Annotated in this window: 2 protein-coding genes and 1 pseudogene; 2 read left to right on the top strand and 1 reads right to left on the bottom strand. The window is 71.1% G+C overall.

All coding sequences use genetic code 11. From position 1 onward, the window contains the following. Positions 1-89: 89 nt before the first annotated feature. Positions 90-1,889, bottom strand: a pseudogene (gene acs, locus ABZ215_RS43230) (acetate--CoA ligase); the annotation flags it as partial. 128 nt (positions 1,890-2,017) lie between these two features. Between acs and ABZ215_RS43235 the strand changes: the two are divergent. Together ABZ215_RS43235 and adh are read left to right on the top strand one after the other, a co-directional pair. Then, on the top strand, positions 2,018-3,223 hold the full coding sequence (locus ABZ215_RS43235) for a helix-turn-helix domain-containing protein (RefSeq protein WP_027936199.1): 1,206 nt from the start codon (positions 2,018-2,020) through the stop codon (positions 3,221-3,223). A gap of 78 nt (positions 3,224-3,301) precedes the next feature. Continuing rightward, positions 3,302-4,706, top strand: a 1,405-nt coding sequence (gene adh, locus ABZ215_RS43240; RefSeq protein ID WP_354956738.1) for an aldehyde dehydrogenase, incomplete at its 3' end; no start/stop codon positions are given.

Consider the following 4,706-nt stretch of genomic DNA (forward strand, 5'->3'; position numbering starts at 1 on the left):
ATCGAGCTGCTGCAGGTGCCGTGCCGCCTGGAGAAGACCGGTGACCGGCTGGTGTTCGACTTCTCCGCTGCGAGCCCGCAGTCGCCCGCCTACGGAACCTTGAGGTGAGCCATCACGCTGGAGTCGGCCAGCGTGGTCACGTCGCCGATTTCGCGGTTCTCCGCCACGTCCCGCAGCAGCCGGCGCATGATCTTGCCCGAGCGGGTCTTCGGCAGTTCGGGCACGACCATGATCTGCCGCGGCTTGGCGATGGGCCCGATCTCCCGCGCCACGTGCTCCCGCAGCTCCTGCACCGACACCTCGGCGACACCACGCGGGATCACGAACGCCACGATCCCCTGCCCGGTCGTCGGGTCGGCCGCGCCCACCACCGCGGCCTCCGCGACCGCCGGGTGGGACACCAGCGCCGACTCCACCTCGGCCGTGGAGATGCGGTGCCCCGAGACGTTCATGACGTCGTCCACCCGCCCCAGCAACCAGATGTCGCCATCCTCGTCGTACCGCGCGCCGTCGCCCGCGAAGTACGCGCCGGCGAACCGCGACCAGTACGTTTCCCGGAACCGGGCGTCGTCGCCCCACACGCCGCGCAGCATCGACGGCCACGGGCGGTCCAGCACCAGGTAACCGCTCTCACCCGGCGCGACCTCCTTGCCCGCGTCGTCCACCACCACCGCGGAAATCCCGGGCACCGGGGTCTGCGCGGAACCCGGCTTGAACTCCGCGGCACCGGGCGACGGGGCGATCATGATGGCCCCGGTTTCGGTCTGCCACCACGTGTCCACGATCGGCGCCTTGCCCGCGCCGATGTGCTCGCGGTACCACCGCCACGCCTCCGGGTTGATCGGCTCGCCCACCGATCCCAGCACCCGCAACGAAGACAGGTCGTAGCGCGCCGGGATGTCCTCGCCCCACTTCATGAACGTGCGGATCAACGTGGGCGCGGTGTAGTAGATCGACACCCCGTACCGCTGGACGATCTCCCAGTGCCGTCCCTCGTGCGGCGTGTTCGGCGTGCCCTCGTAGACCACCTGCGTCGCGCGGTTCGCCAGCGGCCCGTACACGATGTAGGAGTGCCCGGTGATCCACCCGATGTCCGCGGTGCACCAGTACACGTCCTCGCCCGGCCGGTGGTCGAACACCGCGGCGTGCGTGTAGGCCACCTGGGTGAGGTAGCCGCCCGAGGTGTGCAGGATCCCCTTCGGCTTCCCCGTCGTCCCGCTCGTGTACAGGATGAACAGCGGGTGCTCGGAGTCGAACGCCTCGGCGGTGTGCGCGGCCGGCTGCGGGCCGACCAGCTCGTGCCACCACACGTCCCGCTCGCCCATCGACACCGGCGACCCGGTGCGCCGCACCACGACCACCTTCTCCACCGCCGACCCGGCCAGCGCCTCGTCCACACCGGCCTTCACCGGCACGGCCTTGCCCCGCCGGTACTGCCCGTCGGCGGTGATCACGACCTTCGCCTCGGCGTCGTCGACCCGCGACCGCAGCGCCGACGGCGAAAACCCGCCGAACACCACCGAATGCGGCGCCCCCAGCCGCGCGCAGGCCAGCATCGCCACGATCGCCTCGGGGATCATCGGCAGCTGGATCGCGACCCGGTCACCGGCCCGCACCCCCAGCGAGGCCAGCGCGTTCGCCGCCCGGCACACCTCGTCCCGCAACTGCGCGTAAGTGATGTCCCGCGTGTCACCGGGCTCGCCGACCCAGTGGATCGCCACCTGGTCCCCGAAACCGGCCTCGACGTGCCGGTCCACGCAGTTGCGGGCCACGTTCAGCCTGCCGCCGGTGAACCACTTCGCGTACGGCGCGCCGGAGTTGTCCAGAACCTCCGACCACCGCACGTCCCAGTGCAACCGTTGCGCCTGCTCAGCCCAGAAGTCCATGTCGCGGAGCCTGACCGCCCAACGTTGGCGCGACGTTGGAACCCTCCGTGCGGGTAGGTGCGCCCGCGGCGATCGTCAGGCATCATGGAGCACCATCGCGCCGGAAGCACGAGGACGACGAGGTCGCGGAAATGGCAGAGCGTAGTGCGCTCCACCAGCGCCGCGCGGCCCTGGAACGGGAATGGGCCCGCTGGGTGCCGGCTCAGGCACGCCCGGAAACCCTGGAACTGCGCAGCGAAGTGGCCGAATCCTGGGCACGTTCGCTGTCCATCGTGGATCCGTCACGGGACAGCGCGCCCGCGGCCGGTGACGAGGTGCGGTCCCGCTGGCGCGAGTCGCCGCTGCGGGCCCCGGTCACCGAACTGGCCGACGAGCTGCGCAGCATCGCCGACGACGCCGGGTTCGTCGCCGCCGTCACCGACGAGTCCGGCACGATCCTGTGGACGTGCGGCGGACGGGTCATGCGGCGGCGGGCCGAGCGCGTGAACTTCGCGCCCGGCGGCCGCTGGGACGAGCCGGACATGGGCACCAACGCCCTGTCGCTGGCGTTGCGCACCGGCCGCCCGAGCAGCGTCTTCTCCGCCGAGCACCTGGTCGCGGCCCTGCACGGCTGGGTCTGCTACTGCGCCCCGATCCGCGACCCGCGCGGCCGCCACCTCGGCGTCCTGGACCTGTCCACCACCTGGGACCGGTCGCACCCGCTGGCCATGTCGACGGTCCGCACGCTCGTCACCGCCATCGAGTCGCGGCTGCACGTCAGCGCGCCCGCGGCCCCGGGCATCCGGCTGTCCTGCCTGGGCTCCGGCAGCGCCACCTTCGACGGCACGCCGCTGCGGTTGTCGCCGCGGCAGCTGGAGGTGCTCACCCTGCTCGCGCTCGAACCCGGCGGCTTCTCGCCCGACGGGTTGCGCGAAGCGCTGTACGGGGACCTGCCCGTCACCAGCACGACGTTGCGTGCCGAGGCCTCCCACCTGCGGCGCATGCTCGGCGGCGCGCTGGCGAACCGCCGCTACGCCCTGACCGCGCCGATCGACTGCGACGCCGTCGACGTGCTGACCGCGCTCAAGGCCGGGGACACCGCCACGGCCGTGCGCCGCTACACCGGGCCGTTGCTGCCCGCGTCCGAGGCGCCCGGCATCACCCGGTGGCGGGACCACCTGGAGGTCGCCGTGCGGGAGGCCGTGCTGTCCTCGCGCGAGCCCGACTTGGCCCTGACCTACGGCGAGCGGCACCCGTTCGACCTGCAGGTCCACGAGCACGCGCACCGCCTGCTGAGCCCCGGCGACGGGCGCCGCGGCATCGCCGCGGCCCGCCTCCACGAGGCCCTCCGCGACTGAGCACCAACGTTTCCCCAACTCGGAAACGGCACGGTGGCACCCATCACACCGATGTGATCGAGTGAATGGAGTGCTTCCATGGCCTACGCCAAGCCCGGTGCCGACGGCAGTGTCGTCAGCTTCGCCGCGCGGTACGACAACTTCATCGGCGGTGACTGGGTCGCACCGGCCGAGGGACGCTACTTCGAGAACCCGTCGCCGGTCGACGGCAAGGTGTTCTGCGAGGTGGCGCGTTCGTCCGCGGCCGACATCGACCTCGCCCTCGACGCGGCCCACGCCGCCGCCGAGAAGTGGGGCGCCACCTCGACCACCGAGCGCGCCAACATCCTGAACAAGATCGCCGACCGCATCGAGGACCACCTCGAAGAGCTCGCGGTGGCCGAGACCTGGGAGAACGGCAAGCCGGTCCGCGAGACCCTGGCCGCCGACCTGCCGCTGGCCGTCGACCACTTCCGCTACTTCGCGGGCGCCATCCGCGGGCAGGAAGGCAGCATCGCCGAGATCGACGCCGACACGGTCGCCTACCACTTCCACGAGCCGCTGGGCGTGGTCGGCCAGATCATCCCGTGGAACTTCCCGATCCTGATGGCCGCGTGGAAGCTCGCGCCCGCGCTGGCGGCAGGCAACTGCGTCGTGCTCAAGCCCGCGGAGCAGACCCCGGCGTCGATCCTCAAGGTGATCGAGGTGATCGCCGACCTGCTGCCGCCGGGTGTGCTCAACGTCGTCAACGGGTTCGGCATCGAGGCCGGCAAGCCGCTGGCGTCCAGCTCCCGGATCGCCAAGATCGCGTTCACCGGTGAGACCACCACCGGGCGGCTGATCATGCAGTACGCCAGCGAGAACATTATCCCGGTGACGCTGGAACTGGGCGGCAAGAGCCCGAACATCTTCCTGCCGGACGTGGCCGATGCCGACGACGACTACCTGGACAAGGCCGTCGAGGGCTTCGTGATGTTCGCGCTCAACCAGGGCGAGGTGTGCACCTGCCCGTCGCGTGCGCTGGTCCACTCGGCGATCTACGACGAGTTCATCGGCCGCTGCATCGAGCGCACGAAGGCCATCAGCGGCGGCAGCCCGCTCGACCCGTCGACGATGATCGGCGCGCAGGCGAGCAACGACCAGTACGAGAAGATCCTGTCCTACATCGACATCGGCAAGAAGGAGGGCGCCGAGGTCCTCGCGGGCGGTGGCGCTCGCGAGGTCGCCGAGCACCCCGGCGGCTACTACATCGAGCCGACGATCTTCCGCGGCACCAACGACATGCGGATCTTCCAGGAGGAGATCTTCGGCCCGGTGGTGTCGGTGACGACGTTCGACTCCGTGGACGAGGCGCTGAAGATCGCCAACGACACCCTGTACGGCCTCGGCGCCGGCGTGTGGACGCGCGACGGCAACGCCGCCTACCGGCTCGGCCGCGGCATCAAGGCCGGTCGCGTGTGGACGAACTGCTACCACGCCTACCCGGCGCACGCGGCGTTCGGCG

It is taken from the genome of Amycolatopsis sp. NPDC006131 (assembly GCF_040614175.1).
Classification (GTDB): domain Bacteria; phylum Actinomycetota; class Actinomycetes; order Mycobacteriales; family Pseudonocardiaceae; genus Amycolatopsis_E; species Amycolatopsis_E tucumanensis.